Source organism: Roseovarius sp. MBR-6, from assembly GCF_040547525.1.
In the GTDB taxonomy this organism is placed as follows: Bacteria; Pseudomonadota; Alphaproteobacteria; order Rhodobacterales; family Rhodobacteraceae; genus Roseovarius.
Genome location: NZ_JBEPPW010000005.1, coordinates 126,299 through 143,750 on the forward strand (window position 1 = coordinate 126,299; position 17,452 = coordinate 143,750).

A 17,452-nucleotide genomic window follows, 5' to 3' on the forward strand; every position below is an offset into this window, starting at 1 on the left:
GCTTCGCCCGACACGGATAGGAGAGCCGATGGCCGGATTCCTGTTTCAGGCGACGGTGTTTCTTCTGGCCATGGTCATTGCCGTGCCGCTGGCCGCGCGGCTGGGTTTCGGGTCGGTTCTGGGCTATCTGGCGGCGGGCATCGTCATCGGCCCGGTTCTGGGACTGGTCGGCGGGCACGAGACCGCCGAGTTGCAGCACGTGGCCGAATTCGGCGTGGTGATGATGCTCTTTCTCATCGGGCTGGAGCTTGAGCCGCGCGCCCTCTGGGACATGCGCCACCGGCTTCTGGGGTTGGGGGGACTTCAGATCGCGCTGACCACGCTGGCGGTGATGCTGGTCGCGATCTGGATGGGGCAGGTCTGGACGGTCGCGCTTGCCGTGGGCATGATCTTCGCCCTGTCCTCCACCGCTATCGTGCTCCAGACGCTCAACGAGAAGGGGCTGATGCAGACAGGGGGCGGGCGCTCGGCCTTCTCGGTGCTGCTGACGCAGGATATCGCGGTCATCCCGATGCTGGCGTTTCTGCCGCTTCTGGCGCTGCCGCGCACCGTCGAACAGGTGTTCGACGCCTCGCGCGGGCGCTCTGCCGCGGCCGCAGAGCAGGGCGGAGGCGCGCATGAGGCGGCGCAGAATTTCATCGCCGGCCTGCCGGGTTGGGGGGCGACTCTGGTCACGATCGCCGCCGTGGCGGCCATCATCCTTGCGGGCACCTACCTGACGCGGCCGGTGTTCCGCTTCATCCACACCGCGCGGATGCGCGAGATGTATACGGCGCTGGCGCTGCTGATCGTGGTGGGCATTTCGTTTCTGATGATGCTGGTGGGGCTTTCGCCCGCGCTTGGCGCTTTTCTTGCCGGCGTGGTGCTTGCCAACAGCGAATTCCGCCACGAGCTCGAGAGCGATCTTGCGCCGTTCAAGGGCCTGTTGCTGGGGCTGTTTTTCATCACCGTCGGCGCGGGCATAAATTTCACCGTGCTCACCGGCGCGCCCGTCACGATTCTTGGCATGGCCCTCGCGGTGATCCTCGCCAAGGGCGTGATCCTCTATATCCTCGGACGCGTCTTTGCCCTGCGCGGGCGCGATCTGTGGCTCTTTACCCTGTCGCTGGCGCAGGCGGGCGAGTTCGGCTTTGTCCTTGTGGCGTTTTCCGATCAGCAGAACGTTCTGCCGCGCGGCATGGGCGAGGTTCTGTTGCTGGTCATAGCACTTACCATGCTGATCACGCCGCTGCTGTTTCTGGCCTATGAGTGGCTGTCGCGGCGGGTGCAGGACACGAGCGAGCCGCAGGAACCCGACAAGATCGACAGCAAGGGCCCGGTGATCATCGCCGGGATCGGGCGTTTCGGACAGGTGGTCAACCGTCTCGTGCGCTCAAGCGGATTCGACACCGTGGTGCTCGATCACGATCTTGGCGCGATCCAGCAGATGCGGCGCTTTGGCGTCAAGGGCTTCTTCGGCGATCCGACCCGGCCCGACCTGCTCCATGCCGCCGGGCTCGATCAGGCGCGCGTTCTGGTGGCCGCGCTCGACAATCCGGATGCCTGCGTGCGGCTGGTCAGTTTCGCCCGCCGGGAGCGGCCCGATCTTCACATCGTGGCGCGCGCGCGCGACCGCATCCATGTCTTTCGTCTCTATCAGGCCGGGGCCAATGACATCGTGCGCGAGATGTTCGACAGTTCGCTGCGCGCAGGGCGCTACGTGCTCGAGAATGTGGGGCTGAGCGAATACGAGGCTGCCGAAGCGGAAAAGACATTTTACCATCACGACCGCGAATCGGTGCGCGAACTGGCGGCGCTGTGGGATCCGAACCTGCCGACACTCGAGAATGCGGCCTATATCAATCGCGCCCGGGAACTCGAGGGTGAGTTGCAGACGATGCTTCTGTCGCAACTCGACGAGCAGAACGCCGCATCGCAGGGGAAACCGTCCGGATCGGACGGGTGAGCGGCGCGGCTCAATGGAGCCGCACCTGCCCGAGCGTCGCGCGGTAAAGCAGGAGCCCTAGGCGCGCCGCCGTGTCGGTCAGCAGCAGGATTGCGCGGCCATCGACGAACCCCCCGGCGAGGATCAGCGCCGCCTCGCGCTCGCCAAGCGCGGCCTGCTCGACAAAGCGGGCAAAACCCGCCTCATCGGACCCGACGCAGGGACAGTGCGGCGCGTGGCACGCAAGCGGGCGGCGGCGATGCGCTGCCAGCACCCCGGCCAGATCGCAGAGCGCGGCCATCGCGGCACCCGCGCGCGGTTCGGTCATGCGCGCGCGCAGCACCTCCATCGCCTGTCCCGGCCCGCCCGCGTTCCAGCCACGCAGCGCCGCGACCACCAGCGCCGCGACGGGCGTGAAGCCACGCATCGCACTCAGGGGCAGATCCCCCGCAAGGTCACGTGCATGTCTCATTTGGTGAGGATCAGCTTGCCCGCGCGGGTGATGCGCAGGGTATAGGTCTGCCCGTCCAGCACGATATAGGCGATATGTCCGCCGTCGGTCAGGGCGCGGGCATCGTGGCAAGCGGCTTCGGCAAGAAGCGTGGGTTCGGGTCCGGTCTGGGCGCGGATCATTCGGGGCCTCCAGGTCTTTTGGGGGACGGTCGGCGCGGGGCCGCCGTGCTGTTGGATGTCCTGCCGGGCTGACCGTGGCGGATTGGCTTGGCGTCCTTATCCTGAGCAAAACGATCAGATATGTCAATTCTGATTCTTTCAGTCTGATTTCTACAGCTTGATGTTCCCTCCCGCAGGGATAACAATGACGGGCCGGAACAAGGCAGATGGGCATGATACGGTTTTCCCTCAAATGCGATGCAGGCCATCGCTTCGACAGTTGGTTTCAATCCGCCGAGGCCTTCGACAGGCTGAGCGCGTCGGGGATGCTTGCCTGCGCGATCTGCGGCTCGGCGGCGGTCGAAAAGGCGCTTATGGCCCCGCAGGTGCAGAACGCGCGCGCCGACACCGCGCCCCATCCCGCCGAACAGGCGCTCGCCGAATTGCGTCGCCGGATCGAGGAGACGGCCGATTACGTCGGCCCCCGATTCGCCAGCGAGGCGCGCGACATGCATGATGGAGTGGTCCCCGAACGCGCGATCTATGGCGAGGCGCGACCGGAAGAGGCGCGCCGGTTGATCGAGGATGGCATCCCGGTCGCGCCGCTGCCCTTCACCCCGCGCCGCAAGTCGAACTGAGGGGCCCATGCATATCGTCATCACCGGAGCATCGCGCGGCATTGGCGCAGAGCTTGCCGCGCGTTACAGCGCAGAGGGCCACGACGTCACCGGAACCGCGCGCGCGGGCGGCGGCGGCCTTGTGGCGCTCGACGTGACGCGGCCCGACGATTTCGCCGCGCTGACCGGGGCGCTTGCGGGGCGTCCGGTCGATCTGCTGATCTGCAACGCGGGCATCTATCCCGACAAGGGCGAGAGCCTTGATGAGGGATACCCGGCGGCGATGTGGGCCGAGACCTTCGCCACCAACGTCACCGGCGTGTTCCTTGCCGTGCAGGCGCTCCTGCCCGGTCTGCGCGCGGCAGGGGCCGCGAAGATCGCCATCATTTCGAGCCAGATGGCCAGCCACACCCGTGCGCCGGGCGGCAGCTATGTCTACCGCGCCTCCAAGGCTGCCGCGCTCAACCTCGGGCGCAACCTTGCCGCCGATCTTGCCCCCGAGGGCATCGCCGTGGGCATCTATCACCCCGGCTGGGTGCGCACCGACATGGGCGGTGCCGCGGCCGAGATTTCCGTGACCGAAGCCGCCGCGGGATTGATGGCGCGCTTTGCCGCGCTCGGCCCCGCCTCGACAGGCTGTTTCGAGACATGGGACGGGCGCGCCCATCCCTATTGAGGGGCGCACGCGCCATCGCCGCCCCCTTGCGCACACGCCTTCCCGCGCGTAAACCGCGCGCGAAATTCCCGCTCAGGACCGCGCCCATGCCCGTTCTCGTGATGAAATTCGGCGGCACCTCGGTCGCCAATATCGACCGTATCCGCCGCGCCGCCAAGCGTGTCGGCGTCGAGGTGGCCAAGGGCTATGACGTCATAGTCATCGTCTCGGCCATGTCCGGCAAGACCAACGAGCTTGTCGGCTGGGTGAACGAGATATCGCCCCTGCACGACGCGCGCGAATATGACGCGGTGGTCAGTTCCGGGGAGAACGTGACCGCCGGTCTCATGGCGTTGGTGTTGCAGGAGATGGAAATCCCCGCCCGAAGCTGGCAGGGTTGGCAGGTGCCGCTCCTGACGAATTCCGCCCATTCCGCCGCCCGGATCGAGGAAATCCCGACCGCCAAGATTTCCGCCAAGTTCGGCGAGGGGATGCGCGTGGCCGTGGTCGCGGGGTTCCAGGGCCTCAGCCCCGAGGGGCGCATCACCACGCTCGGGCGGGGCGGGTCGGACACCACCGCCGTGGCCTTTGCGGCCGCTTTCGGGGCCGAACGCTGCGACATCTACACCGATGTGGACGGGGTCTATACCACCGATCCACGCATCAGCGCCAAGGCGCGTAAACTTGACCGGATCGCCTTCGAGGAGATGCTGGAACTGGCCTCGCTCGGGGCGAAGGTGCTCCAGACCCGCTCGGTCGAGCTGGCGATGCGGTATAATGTCAGGCTGCGCGTGCTCAGCAGTTTCGAGGAACAATCGGACGAGGCCGGCACGCTCGTCTGCGCCGAGGAGGATATCATGGAATCGAACGTGGTCAGCGGGATCGCCTATTCCCGCGAAGAGGCGAAGATGACGCTGGTTTCGGTCGCCGACCGTCCCGGTATCGCTGCGGCGATCTTCGGCCCACTGGCCGAGGCCGGGGTGAACGTGGACATGATCATCCAGAACATCGCCGAAGAGGGGCGCACCGACATGACGTTCTCGTGCCCCACCGATCAGGTGAAACGGGCCGAGAAGGCGCTGAGCGACGCAAAGGCCGCGGGGCATATCAACTATCACGACCTCATTGCCGATACCGATGTGGCCAAGGTCTCTGCCGTGGGGATCGGGATGCGCAGCCAGTCGGGCGTTGCGGCGAAGATGTTCAAGACGCTCAGCGACGAGGGCATCAACATCAAGGTGATTGCAACCTCCGAGATAAAGATTTCCGTGCTGATCGACCGGAAATACATGGAACTTGCGGTGCAGGCGCTGCATGATGCCTTCGGGTTGGACAAGGCCGCCTGATCCCGGCATGGTGCCGGGCCGGGACAGGCCCGCGACTCGAGGGATCGGGGGGACAGCCGCGATGAGCGAGACGTTCAGGACCGACAGCCGTCAGATGCTCGGGCGTCTGCGCGCGATCATGGCCGAGGAGGGCGGCGGCCAGACCCGGCTTGACCGGATCACCCGGCTGATTGCCGAAGAGATGCACGCCGAGGTGTGTTCGATCTATCTGTTCCGTGACGAGACAACGCTGGAGCTTTGCGCCACCGAAGGGCTGCGCGCCGAATCCGTCCACCTGACCCGGTTGCGGCTTGGCGAGGGGCTTGTCGGTCGCGTCGCGCGCTCGGGTTCGGTGATCAACACCGATGACGCCCCCGCCGCCCCCGGTTTTCGCTACATGCCCGAGACCGGAGAGGAGGCCTATTCCTCTTTCGTCGGGGTCCCCATCCAGCGGCTGGGTGAGAAGCTGGGCGTGCTGGTCGCGCAGTCCAAAAAGGCGCGGCTCTTCTCCGACGACGAGGTCTATGCGCTTGAAGTGGTCGCGATGGTGCTGGCCGAGATGACCGAGCTTGGGGCCTTTACAGGCGAGAGCGCGGCCATGAAGGCGCGCCATGTCCGCCCGGTGATGTTCAAGGGCACAAGCGCGCAGGAGGGGGCGGCACAGGGCCATGTCTGGCTGCACGAGCCGCGTGTCGTCGTCACCAATCCAATCGCCGAGGACCCCGCGCGCGAGTTGGAGCGCCTGCAGGAGGCGGTCGAAGTGCTGCGTGTCGGCGTCGAGCGGATGCTGTCCTCGGCGCAGGACGGCGACAAGGATCAGCTCGACGTGCTCGAAACCTACCGGATGTTCGCCAATTCCAAGGGCTGGATGCGCCGGATGGAGGCCAATATCGACAGCGGCCTCTCGGCTGAAGCGGCGGTGGAAAAGGAGCAATCCGCCGCCCGCGCCCGCATGACCCAGGTCGCTGACGCCTATCTGCGCGAGCGGCTTCACGATCTGGACGACCTGTCCAATCGCCTCTTGCGGATCCTGACCGGGCAGGGCCGCGAAACCGGGGCCGAGATACCCGGCGACCCTATTCTGGTGGCGCGCAACATCGGTCCGGCCGAACTTCTGGATTATGGGCGGGCCTTGCGCGGTATCGTGCTGGAAGAGGGCGCGGTCGGCTCTCACGCGGCGATTGTCGCCCGCGCGCTGGCGATCCCGCTCGTCATCAATGCCGAGCGCATCACCACCGAGGCGCTCAATGGCGATTTCATCCTCGTCGATGGCGATCAGGGCATTGCGCATCTGCGCCCCGACGATGCCGTGACGTCCGCTTTTCGCGACAAGATGGCGATGCAGGCGCAGGCGCAGGAGCGCTACGCCTCGATCCGCGACAAGCCCGCCGAGACGCTTTGCGGCACTCGGATCAGGCTCAAGATGAACGCAGGGCTGATGGCCGACCTGCCCAGTCTGGAAAACTCGGGTGCCGAGGGGGTGGGGCTTTTCCGCACTGAGTTGCAGTTTCTCACCCGCAGCCACATGCCCAAGCGCGCCGAGTTGAGCGCGCTCTATGCCCGCGTGATGGACGCGGCCAAGGGCAGTCGCGTGGTCTTTCGCACGCTCGATATCGGCTCGGACAAGGTGCTGCCCTACATGAAGCCCACCGACGAGCCGAACCCCGCCATGGGCTGGCGCGCGGTGCGCGTCGCGCTGGAAAAACCGGGGGTGATGCGGATGCAGCTTCAGGCGCTCATTCGCGGTGCCAAGGGGCGCCCTCTCTCGGTCATGTTCCCGTTCGTGGCCCAACATCAGGAGTTTCGCGCCGCGCGTGCCGAAATGGACAAGGCCCTTGAACGCGAGCGCATCCTTGGCCACCCCGTGCCCGAGGAAATCGAGGTGGGCGCGATGCTCGAAACACCCTCGCTTGCCTTCGCCCCGGACGCCTTTTTCGAAGAGGTGGATTTCCTGTCCATCGGGGGCAACGATCTCAAGCAATTCTTCTTTGCCGCCGATCGCGAGAACGAGCGGGTGCGCCGTCGCTATGACACGCTCGACGTAAGCTACCTCAATTTCCTCGAAGGGATCGTCTATCGCTGCGCCACGCTCGGCACGCGGCTCAGCTTTTGCGGCGAGGATGCGGGCCGCCCCGTCGAGGCCGCCTGTCTGGCCGCGCTCGGCTTTCGGACGCTCTCGATGCGCCCTGCGTCCATCGGCCCGGTCAAGAGCCTCTTGCGCCGCACGGATCTGGGCGAATTGCGCACGATCCTGCACGAGGAACGCGCGCGCGGGACGCACAGCCTGCGCAAGGCCGCGATGGATTACCTGCGCTCGAAACTCTGATCCTTCACCCGCGCGCGGGCCGGGATGCCCAGAAAGGCGGCGATTTCCGCCGCCACCGCCTGCGGGCGGGTGATCGGCCCCATATGGCCCGCTCCCGCGATGGTGGCACGGCGGCAATCGGGCAGGCGCGCGGCAAGGCCGTCGTTGATCGCGCCGATGATCGCGGGCGAGCGCGCGCCCTGCATCAAGAGCACCGGCGCGGCGATGCGGGTGAGTGCGCCCGAGGCCAGCATCCCGCCCGCGTCCCCATAAAGCGCGGGGGCAGCGGCCTCGATCAGCGGCATTTGCGCGGCGATGCGGGCGCGGGTAGGAGCGGGCAGGGCGTCCCACCCCTCACCATCGCCCCAGACCCGCAGAAAGCCGCGCGCGGCCCCTGCCAAATCGCCCGCCTCATGGCCAGCGCGATAGGCGGCCATCTCGGTCTCGTGACCCGCGCGCATCTCGGGCCGGTCCGCCAGCGCCACGGCGAAAAACACCGGCTCGTAAAGGCTGAGCGAGCGCACGAGGCCGGGATGCTCGACCGCCAGCCGCAAGGCCACGGTCGCGCCGAAGGAATGGCCGATGATGTCGGCGGGCGCGTCCAGAAGATCGGCGGCCATGGCCGTGCTTGTGGCCTGAATCTCGCCCTCATTCTCCCAGGCACCGCTGCCGCCGTGCCCCGGCAGATCGAACGCCGTCAGCGTCAGATCGGCCCCGAGCGCCCGTGCCACACCGGCCCAGGCCCCGGAATGTGCCAGCGAGCAATGGATGGCAAGGGCCGCGCGCGGCCCCTGTCCCATCACCTGCCAATGCGTCGCAAAGCCACCCCGAAGCCCGTTCGGCATCGCCTCAGAGCGTGCCCGCAAGATGCAGGTCCAGATCCTCCAGCCGGTCCTGTCCCCAGAACATCTGCCCGCTGTCCACCACGTAGAACGGCGCGCCGAAGACCCCCGCCGCGACAGCCTCTTCGAGGTTGGCGGCATAGGTTTCGGCCCCCGACAGAAGCCCGCTATCGGCCAGCGCCGGATCGAACCCCGCCTTTTCGAGGCAATCGCGCACCACGTCATCCCCGGCGATGTCGCGCTCTTCGGCCCAACAGGCGCGCAGGATGCTCTGCACAAGCGCGCCGGTATCGCCGCCGCCGGTCTTTTGCGCCGCGATGATGGCATAGGAGGAGGGGGCCGGGTTGGTCGGCCAATGGGCGGGTTTGAGGTTGAGCGGCAGGCCGCGCCGTTTCGCCTGACGCGGGATCTCCTGCGCGCGATAGGCGTTGCGCGACGGGTGGCGCTCGGCGGGAGCGGTGCCGCCGGTGCGCGCGAACAGAGCCATGATGTCGAGCGGCTTGTAGGTCACGCTCGCGCCGTGCCTTGCGGCGATCCGTTCCAGCCCGTCCCCGGCCAGATAGGCAAAGGGCGAAAGGGTGGAGAAATAATAATCGATATGGGCCATCGCGGCACGCTCCCTTCAAGGTTTGCCTGACCGTAGGGCCATGCTAAGCGGGGTGCAACATCACGAATCTGTCACACAGACATCCGGGGACACTGCCATGGCCGCCAATGACGAACCGAAGCTGATTTCGGGCAATGCCAACATGCCGCTTTCCAAGGCCATCGCGCGTCGCATGTCCGTGCATCGCGGCATGAGCGTGGGGCTTGTCGATGCCCGCATCGAGCGATTCAACGATCAGGAAATCTTTGTCGAGATCTTCGAGAACGTGCGCGGCGAGGACATGTTCATCATTCAGCCGACCTCGAAGCCCGCCAATGACAACCTGATGGAACTTCTGATCATGGCCGACACGCTGCGGCGGTCCTCGGCCCGGCGCATCACCGCCGTGATCCCTTATTTCGGCTATGCCCGGCAGGACCGCCGCACCAAGGCGCGCACGCCGATTTCCGCCAAGCTGGTCGCCAACATGATCGTCGAAGCGGGGATCGAGCGGGTTTTGACCATGGATCTGCACGCCGCGCAGATTCAGGGCTTTTTCGATATTCCGGTGGACAACCTCTATGCCTCGCCCATCTTCGCGCTCGACATCAAGGCCCAGTTCGGCGCGTCCATCGGTGACGTGATGATCGTCTCGCCGGACGTGGGCGGCGTGGCACGCGCGCGCGAGTTGGCCAAGCGGATCAACGCGCCTCTCTCGATCGTCGACAAGCGCCGCGAGAAGCCCGGCGAGATCGCCGAGATGACCGTGATCGGCGAGGTTGTGGGCAAGATCTGCATCATCGTGGATGACATGTGCGACACGGCAGGCACCATGTGCAAGGCCGCCGAGGTGCTGCTCGAGAACGGCGCGCGCGAGGTTCACGCCTATACCACCCATGGTGTGATGTCCGGCCCGGCGGTCGAGCGGATCACGGGGTCGGTGCTGAAATCCATGGTGATCACCGACACGATCCAGCCGACCGAGGCAGTCAAGGCCACGCCCAATATCCGCATCATCCCGACCGCGCCGATCTTTGCCCAGGCGATCCTCAACATCTGGAACGGCACCAGCGTCTCGTCGCTCTTCGAGGCTGACAGCCTTGAGCCGATCTACGAAGGCCGGTTCAATCACTGACCCAGGGATCCGTGCGGCGACCGGGAAACGACCCGTTTGAGCGGACCGATCTTCTGATGCCGCGCTCATGGCCGTCGGCGCAGATCCGATTTCTTGAAAAGAAATCGGCCCGAAATCTGTTCAAGATTTCGCGGTCCGCTCCCTCTGCAATGCCGCGCCCACGACCGGTCAGATATGCCCACAGAGGGAATCTTGCCGCCTTTTCCATGGGCAGGCGCGGCGAAAACTCATCTTTTTTCTCAGTGGCGGGTTGCGCATTAGGTCGCACTTGCAGCAAGTTGTTGAAATCACGCGGTATTCTATAGTATACATTGCTTTCCAAGCCGCTTGCCCGATCCCAAAGCCTCTGCTACACCCCAGCCGAATTTCGTTGTTCCGCGAGGCGCATCGCAAACCAAAGCCCCCGGTCGTGGCCTTTCGTCACGCATCGCCAACCGGGGCCAGATTATCGGAAGGGTGGACGTGTCCGAACCAGCTTCGATTTCTTCCGGCATCGCCGCGCGCTATGCCACCGCCATATTCGAGCTTGCCCGCGAGAGCAAAACGCTTCCCAAGCTTGAGAGCAACCTTGATGACATGTCCGCAGCACTAGACGCCAGCGCTGACCTGCGCGCTGTCATCGCCTCGCCGGTGCTGAGCCGCGAGGTGCAGGGCGCGGCCATCGGGGCCATCGCCGACAGGATGGGTCTTGTGCCGGAACTGCGCAACGGTCTTGCCCTCATGGCCGCCAAGCGCCGCCTCTTCGTGCTGCCGCAACTCATTGCCCGGCTTGGCGACATGATCGCCGAGGACAAGGGTGAGGTGCGTGCCGAAGTGACATCCGCCAAGGCGCTCACGAAGGCGCAGGCCGACACGCTTGCCAAAACCCTCAAGGCGCGCGTCGGGCGCGACGTGAAACTGAAAACGACCGTCGATGAAAGCCTCATCGGCGGTCTGGTCGTCAAAGTGGGCTCCAAGATGATCGACACCTCGATCCGCTCGCGGCTCGATTCCCTCCAGAATGCAATGAAAGAGGTCGGATAAATGGGTATCCAAGCAGCAGAGATTTCTGCGATCCTGAAGGACCAGATCAAGAATTTCGGCCAGGAGGCCCAGGTGGCCGAGATCGGCCGGGTGCTCTCGGTCGGGGACGGGATCGCGCGCGTCCACGGACTTGACAACGTGCAGGCCGGCGAACTCGTCGAGTTTCCGGGCGGCATCATGGGCATGGCGCTCAACCTCGAGAGCGACAACGTGGGCGTCGTGATCTTCGGGTCCGACCGCGACATCAAGGAAGGCGACACCGTCAAGCGCACCAAGTCCATCGTGGACGTGCCGATCGGTGACGAGCTGCTTGGCCGCGTTGTGGACGGTCTCGGCAACCCGCTGGACGGCAAGGGCCCGATCAAGACCGCGACCCGCGGTCTTGCCGACGTGAAGGCCCCCGGCATCATCCCGCGCAAATCGGTGCATGAGCCGATGGCCACCGGCCTCAAATCCGTTGACGCCATGATCCCGATCGGCCGTGGCCAGCGCGAGCTGATCATCGGCGACCGCCAGACCGGCAAGACCGCCGTGGCGCTCGACACGATCCTCAACCAGAAGGTCTATAACGAGGCCGCAGGCGACGACGAGGGCAAGAAGCTCTATTGCGTCTACGTCGCCATCGGGCAGAAGCGCTCGACCGTGGCGCAGCTTGTGAAGAAGCTCGAGGAATCGGGCGCGATGGCCTATTCCATCGTGGTCGCGGCCACCGCCTCGGACCCCGCGCCGATGCAGTATCTGGCACCCTATTCCGCCACCGCCATGGCCGAGCATTTCCGCGACAATGGCCGTCACGCGCTGATCATCTATGATGATCTTTCCAAACAGGCCGTCGCGTACCGCCAGATGTCGCTCCTGCTGCGCCGCCCGCCGGGCCGCGAAGCCTATCCCGGCGACGTGTTCTATCTCCACTCCCGCCTGCTGGAGCGTTCGGCCAAGCTCAACGAAGAGAACGGCTCTGGCTCGCTCACGGCGCTGCCGATCATCGAGACGCAGGGCGGCGACGTGTCGGCGTTCATCCCGACCAACGTGATCTCGATCACCGACGGTCAGATTTTCCTTGAGACGGAACTCTTCTATCAGGGCATCCGCCCGGCCGTGAACACCGGTCTTTCGGTGTCGCGCGTCGGTTCTTCGGCGCAGACCAACGCGATGAAATCGGTCGCGGGCCCGGTCAAGCTGGAACTGGCGCAGTATCGCGAGATGGCGGCCTTCGCGCAGTTCGGCTCGGACCTCGACGCCGCGACGCAGCAGCTTCTCAACCGTGGCGCGCGCCTGACCGAGTTGATGAAGCAGGCGCAGTATTCGCCGCTGACCAATGCCGAGATCGTCTGCGTGATCTATGCGGGCACCCATGGCTATCTTGACAAGATCGGCGTGGGCGAGGTGGGCCGTTACGAGCAGGGCCTGCTCAAGCATCTTCGTGGCAAGCATCAGGACCTGCTGGATTACATCACCAAGGAGGATCCCAAGATCAAGGGTGAGGCCGAGGACAAGATCAAGGCTGCGCTGGACGAATTCGCCGCTGACTTCGCGTAAGGGGGAGATAAGGCAATGCCGAATCTCAAGGACCTGAAAAACCGGATCTCGTCGGTCAAATCGACCCGCAAGATCACGAAGGCCATGCAGATGGTCGCCGCGGCGAAGCTTCGCCGTGCTCAGGAGGCCGCGGAAATGTCGCGGCCTTACACCGAACGCTTCAACGCGGTGATGGCCAAGCTGGCTGCCTCTGTTGGCGATGCCGAGAACGCGCCGCGCCTTCTGGCGGGGACCGGCGCGGACAAGGTGCATCTTCTGGTGGTGCTGACGGCCGAGCGCGGGCTTTGCGGCGGCTTCAACGCCAATATCGCCAAGCGTGCCAAGGCAGAGGCCACAAAGCTGCTCGGTCAGGGCAAGACGGTCAAGATCATCACCGTCGGGAAAAAGGGCCGCGACGCGATGCGGCGCGATTTCGGTGCCTATTTCATCGAGCATGTGGACCTTTCGGAGGTCAAGCGCGTGGGCTATGCCGAGGCGCAGGCAGTCGCAGCCAAGGTGCTCAAGCGGTTCGATGCGGGCGAGTTCGACGTGGCAAAGATTTTCTTCGCCCGGTTCGAAAACGTGGTAAGCCAGATCCCGACCATGCAGCAGGTCATTCCCGCCGATGTGGGCGAGGCCGAAGCGGTGGATACCGACAGCTTCTACGATTACGAGCCCGACGAGCAGGCGATCCTTGCAGATCTTCTGCCGCGCGGCGTGGCCACGCAGATCTTCAGCGCGCTGCTGGAAAACGGGGCCTCGGAACAGGGCGCGCGCATGTCCGCCATGGACAACGCCACCCGCAACGCCGGCGAGATGATCGACAAGCTGACCATCGAATACAACCGCTCGCGTCAGGCCGTGATCACCAACGAGCTGATTGAAATCATTTCCGGCGCCGAGGCGCTGTAAGAAAACCGGAGACGAAAAATGGCTAAAGCAAAAGGCAAAGTGACCCAGGTCATCGGCGCCGTGGTGGACGTTCAGTTCGGCGATCACCTGCCCGCGATCCTCAACGCGCTTGAAACCGACAACAACGGCAAGCGCCTCGTGCTCGAAGTGGCGCAGCACCTCGGAGAGAACACCGTGCGCACCATCGCCATGGATGCGACCGAGGGTCTCGTGCGCGGTCAGGAAGTGCGCGACACCGACGGCCCGATCTCGGTGCCGGTGGGTGACGCCACTCTGGGGCGCATCCTCAACGTGATCGGCGAGCCGGTGGACGAGGGCGGCCCGATCGAGGCCAAGGAATACCGCTCGATCCACCAGCCCGCGCCGGAATTCAGCGAACAGTCGACCGAGTCCGAAATCCTCGAGACGGGCATCAAGGTGGTCGATCTGCTGGCACCCTACGCCAAGGGCGGCAAGATCGGCCTCTTCGGTGGTGCGGGTGTGGGCAAGACGGTTCTGATCATGGAGCTGATCAACAACATCGCCAAGGTGCACTCGGGCTATTCGGTGTTTGCCGGTGTGGGCGAGCGGACCCGCGAGGGCAACGACCTTTATCACGAGATGATCGAATCGAACGTGATCAAGCCCGACAACCTGGCCGAGTCCCAGGTGGCCCTCGTCTACGGTCAGATGAACGAGCCGCCGGGCGCGCGTGCCCGTGTTGCGCTCACCGGCCTGACGCTGGCCGAGCAGTTCCGCGACCAGTCCGGCACCGACGTTCTCTTCTTCGTCGACAACATCTTCCGCTTCACGCAGGCGGGCTCCGAGGTGTCGGCGCTTCTGGGCCGCATTCCTTCGGCCGTGGGGTATCAACCGACGCTGGCCACCGACATGGGCGCGATGCAGGAACGCATCACCTCGACCAAATCCGGCTCGATCACGTCGATTCAGGCCGTCTATGTGCCTGCGGACGACCTGACCGACCCGGCCCCGGCCACGACCTTCGCCCACCTCGACGCCACGACCGTTCTCAGCCGTGCGATTTCGGAACTGGGCATCTACCCCGCCGTGGACCCGCTCGATTCCAACTCGCGCCTGATGGACCCGCAGATCGTGGGTGAAGAGCATTATCAGGTGGCGCGCGACGTGCAGGGGATCCTTCAGCGCTACAAGTCGCTTCAGGACATCATCGCCATTCTCGGGATGGACGAACTCTCGGAAGAGGACAAGCTGACCGTGGCCCGCGCCCGGAAAATCCAGCGCTTCCTGTCGCAGCCTTTCGACGTGGCCAAGGTGTTCACCGGCTCCGACGGCATCCAGGTGCCGCTCGAGGAAACGATCCGCTCGTTCAAGGCCGTGGTCGCGGGCGAATACGATCACCTGCCCGAGGGGGCGTTCTACATGGTCGGCGGCATCGAGGACGTGATCGCCAAGGCCGAGCGTATGGCCGCCGCTGCTGCCTGAGCCATTGCGGCGGGCCGACGGCCCGCCCCACACCTGTAAAGGAGGCCTGAATGGCTGAGACAGTGCAATTCGATCTGGTGAGTCCCGAGCGTCGTCTCGCCTCGGTCGCCGCGCGCGAAGTGCAGATACCGGGGGCCGAGGGCGATCTGACGGCCATGGCCGATCACGCCCCGCTCATCACCACGCTGCGGCCGGGCATTGTCCGGGTCACGGCGGATGGCGGCACTCAGGAATTCGTCGTGACCGGCGGCTTTGCCGAAATCAGCGGCGAGGGGGTGTCGGTTCTGGCCGAGCGTGCCGTCGCGCGCGCCGACATGACCGCGGAAACCTTCAAGGCGATGGTGGACGAGGCGACCGACCGTCTGGCCCACGCCCAAGAGAGCCAGACGGGCGAGGCGGGCCTTGTTGACGACGCGGCCAAGCTTCTGGCGGATATGGTCGCCATGGGCGACGAGATCGGCCTCTCGGCACGCTGAGTGGTTCGGCAGTATGGATTGAAGGGCCGCGCGCGACGCGGCCCTTTTCCTTTTTTCGTTCTCATTTTCGCCGAAAACCTCTATTAACCAAGGCCACTTCGCAAAGAGACGGACATGCAGGTATTTCTCAGGGAGGCGATCGGCGTTGCGCAGGGCGAAGAGGTCCTGTTTTCCGATTATGAGCACGATGGAGAGATGTGGAAGGGCACTGGCGCACGCGAGCGGCGCATGCGCATCACATTCCCGCAGGCGTTTCGCGCCGCGCCGATGGTGCATGTTGGCCTCTCGCTCTGGGACACCGACAGCGGCACCAATGCGCGCATGGACATCAGCGCCGAGAACGTAACGCCCAAGAGCTTTGACGTCGTGTTCCGCACTTGGGCCGATACCCGCGTGGCCCGTGTGCGCGTTTCCTGGATGGCGATCGGCACGGCGCATCACCCCGATGACTGGTCGGACCTGGACTAGCGTTGCCGCTCGGTCACAGGTGCGCCTGTAGCGCCTCGCAACGCCCGTGCCAGCCGTGCGACGCCCTCGGGAATACGGTCTTCCGGGATCGAGGAATAGGCGAGGCGATAGAAGTTGCCCGGGCGTTGCGCGGCGTGAAAGAACGGCGCGCCCGGCTCGATCAACACACCCTGCGCGCGCAACCCCGCCTCCAGCACGGTGGTATCCACGCCCTCCGGTGCCGCCATCCAGATCGAGGAGCCGCCGAACACGCCGCGCCCCGCGATATCCAGCCCCTCGCGCGCCAGTGCCGCCTCCATCACCTCTCGCCTGCGGGCAAGGATACGTGACATGCGCCGTATCAGGCTGTCGTAATGGCCGAGGCTCAGGAAATAGGCCGCCGTGCGCTGCATCAGGCCCGGAGGATGGCGCAGCACCGAGGCGCGCAGCGCCCGCGCCTCGCGGATGAAGGCGCGCGAGCCGACCAGATAGCCCAGCCGCAGCCCCGGAAAGATCGACTTGGAGAAGGAGCCGACATAAATCACCCGCCCCTCGGTATCGAGCGATTTGAGCGCGGGCAGCGGCGGGCGCAGAAAGGACATCTCGAACTCGTAATCATCCTCGACGATGAGCGCCTCGCGCGCGGCGGCGGCCTCCAGCAGGGCACGGCGACGCGCAAGCGGCATGGTCGCATTCGTGGGGGCCTGATGGCTGGGCGTGGTAAAGATCACGTCGGCGCGTTCGGGCAGCGCCTCGGGCGGCAGGCCGTCGCGGTCCACATCCACAGGCACCAGCGCACAGCGCGATTGCGTGAGAATGTCGCGCAGCGCGTGATAGCAGGGGTTTTCGATCACCGCCACGCGGCGCTGCGTCAAGAGCACTTGCGCCGCCAGCCAGAGCGCATTCTGCGCCCCCATGGTCACGAGGATCTCCGAGGGCTGTGCAAGAATGCCGCGCCGCGGCAGGGTGTGGCGGGCGATGAACTCGACCAGCCTGGGATCGTCGCGGTCGTAGTGATCGGCGCTCAGCGCGTGGAAATCCTTTTGGCCGAGCGCCCGCAGCGCGCATTGCCGCCAGTTGGCATGATCGAAGATCGCCGGATCGCTTTGTCCGTAGATGAACGGATAGGGGTAGCGCGCCCAGTCGAGCGGCTTTTCCGGTGTGTCCCCCTCGCTGTAGCGCCGCCCGAGCGCGCGCGCCCAGTCCACCGCATCACTCTGCGGCGCTGGCGCGTCGAAGGCGGGCGGCTCCGGCGCGTTCCGGGAAATGTAATAGCCCGACCGGTCGCGGCTCTCGAGATAGTCATTGGCCTGCAACTCGGTCAGTGCCAGTGTCACGGTGATCCGGCTCACGCCCAGATGCGCCGCAAGCTTTCGCGACGACGGCAGTTTTTCGCCCTTGCGGAAGCGACCCGACAGGATGCCCTCGGCGATCATCTGCCTTATGCGCGCCTGAAGCGTGCCTTCACCCTCGGGGGTCAGAAAGAAGGTCTCAACCGGAATCGCCATGAGGGGGACGATAGGCTGGCATTAAGGCGCGCGCAATCTGGTATGGTCAGGGCGCGGCGCGCGACCGGCTTGCCTGCGCGGGCGGAACCGATCATCGTCACCCGCGAACAGAAAAGGGAGAACA

General features: G+C 65.3%; 17 protein-coding genes. 12 read left to right on the top strand and 5 right to left on the bottom strand.

The features are described 5' to 3' along the window. The first annotated feature begins 28 nt into the window (after positions 1–28). A complete protein-coding gene (locus ABIE57_RS08655; RefSeq protein WP_354538613.1) occupies positions 29–1,945 on the top strand; it encodes a cation:proton antiporter domain-containing protein in 1,917 nt (638 codons plus the stop codon). Between the two features lie 10 nt (positions 1,946–1,955). On the opposite strand, the gene ABIE57_RS08660 is transcribed toward ABIE57_RS08655, so the two are convergent. Both ABIE57_RS08660 and ABIE57_RS08665 read right to left on the bottom strand, forming a co-directional pair. Next, complete coding sequence (locus ABIE57_RS08660) at positions 1,956–2,396, bottom strand: hypothetical protein (protein WP_354538614.1); 441 nt, start codon at positions 2,394–2,396, stop codon at positions 1,956–1,958. Further along, positions 2,393–2,557 (bottom strand): hemin uptake protein HemP, encoded by a 165-nt coding sequence (locus ABIE57_RS08665; protein ID WP_354538615.1) that lies wholly within the window; start codon positions 2,555–2,557, stop codon positions 2,393–2,395. The genes ABIE57_RS08660 and ABIE57_RS08665 overlap by 4 nt, the downstream gene beginning before the upstream one ends. 212 nt (positions 2,558–2,769) lie before the next feature. Here ABIE57_RS08665 and ABIE57_RS08670 point away from each other — a divergent pair, with 212 nt between their 5' ends. The 4 genes from ABIE57_RS08670 to ptsP all read left to right on the top strand — a co-directional run bounded on the left by ABIE57_RS08670 (position 2,770) and on the right by ptsP (position 7,459). Then, the gene (locus ABIE57_RS08670) at positions 2,770–3,174 is read left to right on the top strand and encodes a DUF1178 family protein (protein WP_354538616.1); all 405 of its coding nucleotides are present in this window, start codon (positions 2,770–2,772) and stop codon (positions 3,172–3,174) included. A 7-nt stretch (positions 3,175–3,181) separates the two neighbouring features. Beyond that, positions 3,182–3,829: an SDR family NAD(P)-dependent oxidoreductase gene (locus ABIE57_RS08675; protein ID WP_354538617.1), complete on the top strand. Its 648-nt coding sequence runs from the start codon at positions 3,182–3,184 to the stop codon at positions 3,827–3,829. Between the two features lie 86 nt (positions 3,830–3,915). Then, positions 3,916–5,154, top strand: coding sequence for an aspartate kinase (locus ABIE57_RS08680; RefSeq protein ID WP_354538618.1), 1,239 nt, complete (start codon positions 3,916–3,918; stop codon positions 5,152–5,154). A 61-nt stretch (positions 5,155–5,215) separates the two neighbouring features. After that, positions 5,216–7,459 carry a phosphoenolpyruvate--protein phosphotransferase gene (gene ptsP, locus ABIE57_RS08685; RefSeq protein WP_354538619.1) on the top strand — a complete coding sequence of 748 codons (2,244 nt, stop codon included), beginning with the start codon at positions 5,216–5,218 and terminating at the stop codon, positions 7,457–7,459. Here the strand turns inward: ptsP and ABIE57_RS08690 are convergent. Both ABIE57_RS08690 and ABIE57_RS08695 read right to left on the bottom strand, forming a co-directional pair. Further along, positions 7,438–8,283 carry an alpha/beta fold hydrolase gene (locus ABIE57_RS08690; protein WP_354538620.1) on the bottom strand — a complete coding sequence of 282 codons (846 nt, stop codon included), beginning with the start codon at positions 8,281–8,283 and terminating at the stop codon, positions 7,438–7,440. The genes ptsP and ABIE57_RS08690 overlap by 22 nt on opposite strands. Before the next feature lie 4 nt (positions 8,284–8,287). Beyond that, positions 8,288–8,887, bottom strand: a complete 600-nt coding sequence (locus ABIE57_RS08695; RefSeq protein WP_354538621.1) for a 2-hydroxychromene-2-carboxylate isomerase — start codon at positions 8,885–8,887, stop codon at positions 8,288–8,290. Positions 8,888–8,984: 97 nt separating this feature from the next. Here ABIE57_RS08695 and ABIE57_RS08700 point away from each other — a divergent pair, with 97 nt between their 5' ends. The 7 genes from ABIE57_RS08700 to ABIE57_RS08730 all read left to right on the top strand — a co-directional run bounded on the left by ABIE57_RS08700 (position 8,985) and on the right by ABIE57_RS08730 (position 15,841). Next, positions 8,985–10,001, top strand: coding sequence for a ribose-phosphate pyrophosphokinase (locus ABIE57_RS08700; RefSeq protein ID WP_354538622.1), 1,017 nt, complete (start codon positions 8,985–8,987; stop codon positions 9,999–10,001). Positions 10,002–10,457: 456 nt separating this feature from the next. Next, on the top strand, positions 10,458–11,024 hold the full coding sequence (locus tag ABIE57_RS08705; protein ID WP_354538623.1) for a F0F1 ATP synthase subunit delta: 567 nt from the start codon (positions 10,458–10,460) through the stop codon (positions 11,022–11,024). Next, positions 11,025–12,563, top strand: coding sequence for a F0F1 ATP synthase subunit alpha (atpA, locus tag ABIE57_RS08710; RefSeq protein ID WP_354538624.1), 1,539 nt, complete (start codon positions 11,025–11,027; stop codon positions 12,561–12,563). A 15-nt stretch (positions 12,564–12,578) separates the two neighbouring features. Next, positions 12,579–13,454, top strand: a complete 876-nt coding sequence (locus ABIE57_RS08715; protein ID WP_354538625.1) for a F0F1 ATP synthase subunit gamma — start codon at positions 12,579–12,581, stop codon at positions 13,452–13,454. An 18-nt stretch (positions 13,455–13,472) separates the two neighbouring features. Then, positions 13,473–14,897, top strand: coding sequence for a F0F1 ATP synthase subunit beta (atpD, locus tag ABIE57_RS08720; protein ID WP_354538626.1), 1,425 nt, complete (start codon positions 13,473–13,475; stop codon positions 14,895–14,897). A 50-nt stretch (positions 14,898–14,947) separates the two neighbouring features. Further along, a complete protein-coding gene (locus tag ABIE57_RS08725) occupies positions 14,948–15,373 on the top strand; it encodes a F0F1 ATP synthase subunit epsilon (RefSeq protein WP_354538627.1) in 426 nt (141 codons plus the stop codon). 114 nt (positions 15,374–15,487) lie between these two features. Then, the gene (locus ABIE57_RS08730) at positions 15,488–15,841 is read left to right on the top strand and encodes an H-type lectin domain-containing protein (RefSeq protein ID WP_354538628.1); all 354 of its coding nucleotides are present in this window, start codon (positions 15,488–15,490) and stop codon (positions 15,839–15,841) included. On the opposite strand, the gene pdxR is transcribed toward ABIE57_RS08730, so the two are convergent. After that, positions 15,838–17,328 carry a MocR-like pyridoxine biosynthesis transcription factor PdxR gene (gene pdxR / locus ABIE57_RS08735; RefSeq protein ID WP_354538629.1) on the bottom strand — a complete coding sequence of 497 codons (1,491 nt, stop codon included), beginning with the start codon at positions 17,326–17,328 and terminating at the stop codon, positions 15,838–15,840. The two genes, ABIE57_RS08730 and pdxR, sit on opposite strands and share 4 nt — an antisense overlap. Positions 17,329–17,452: the final 124 nt, after the last annotated feature.